The organism is Streptomyces sp. NPDC047886 (assembly GCF_043204435.1).
In the GTDB taxonomy this organism is placed as follows: domain Bacteria; phylum Actinomycetota; class Actinomycetes; order Streptomycetales; family Streptomycetaceae; genus Streptomyces.
Window position 1 is genome coordinate 1 of sequence record NZ_JBIDCF010000023.1, and the last position, 1,281, is coordinate 1,281.

1 rRNA gene is annotated in these 1,281 nt (G+C 57.8%); it reads left to right on the forward strand.

Annotated features, from left to right (window positions below):
* Positions 1-1,281, forward strand: a 23S ribosomal RNA gene (locus ACGF5U_RS31910); the annotation flags it as partial.

Here is a 1,281-nt window from a genome sequence, read left to right on the forward strand (position 1 = left end):
TCGTGACTGCGTGCCTTTTGAAGAATGAGCCTGCGAGTTTGCGGTGTGTTGCGAGGTTAACCCGTGTGGGGAAGCCGTAGCGAAAGCGAGTCCGAATAGGGCGGTTTAGTAGCGCGCTCAAGACCCGAAGCGGAGTGATCTAGCCATGGGCAGGTTGAAGCGGAGGTAAGACTTCGTGGAGGACCGAACCCACCAGGGTTGAAAACCTGGGGGATGACCTGTGGTTAGGGGTGAAAGGCCAATCAAACTCCGTGATAGCTGGTTCTCCCCGAAATGCATTTAGGTGCAGCGTCGTGTGTTTCTTGCCGGAGGTAGAGCACTGGATAGGCGATGGGCCCTACCGGGTTACTGACCTTAGCCAAACTCCGAATGCCGGTAAGTGAGAGCGCGGCAGTGAGACTGTGGGGGATAAGCTCCATGGTCGAGAGGGAAACAGCCCAGAGCATCGACTAAGGCCCCTAAGCGTACGCTAAGTGGGAAAGGATGTGGAGTCGCAGAGACAACCAGGAGGTTGGCTTAGAAGCAGCCACCCTTGAAAGAGTGCGTAATAGCTCACTGGTCAAGTGATTCCGCGCCGACAATGTAGCGGGGCTCAAGCGTACCGCCGAAGTCGTGTCATTGCAGTACATACCCCCAACGGGGACTGTGATGGGTAGGGGAGCGTCGTGTGCCGGGTGAAGCAGCCGCGGAAGCGAGTTGTGGACGGTTCACGAGTGAGAATGCAGGCATGAGTAGCGATACACACGTGAGAAACGTGTGCGCCGATTGACTAAGGGTTCCTGGGTCAAGCTGATCTGCCCAGGGTAAGTCGGGACCTAAGGCGAGGCCGACAGGCGTAGTCGATGGACAACCGGTTGATATTCCGGTACCCGCTTTGAAGCGCCAGCGCTGAACCCAGCGATGCTAAGCCCGTGAAGCCGCCCTGGATCCTTCGGGTGAAGGGGAGTGGTGGAGCCGGTGGCCCAGACTGGTAGTAGGTGAGCGATGGGGTGACGCAGGAAGGTAGTCCAGCCCGGGCGGTGGTTGTCCCGGGGTAAGGGTGTAGGCCGTGTGATAGGCAAATCCGTCACACGTTAAGGCTGAGACCTGATGCCGAGCCGATTGTGGCGAAGTGGATGATCCTATGCTGTCGAGAAAAGCCTCTAGCGAGTTTCATGGCGGCCCGTACCCTAAACCGACTCAGGTGGTCAGGTAGAGAATACCGAGGCGTTCGGGTGAACTATGGTTAAGGAACTCGGCAAAATGCCCCCGTAACTTCGGGAGAAGGGGGGCCACGCTTGG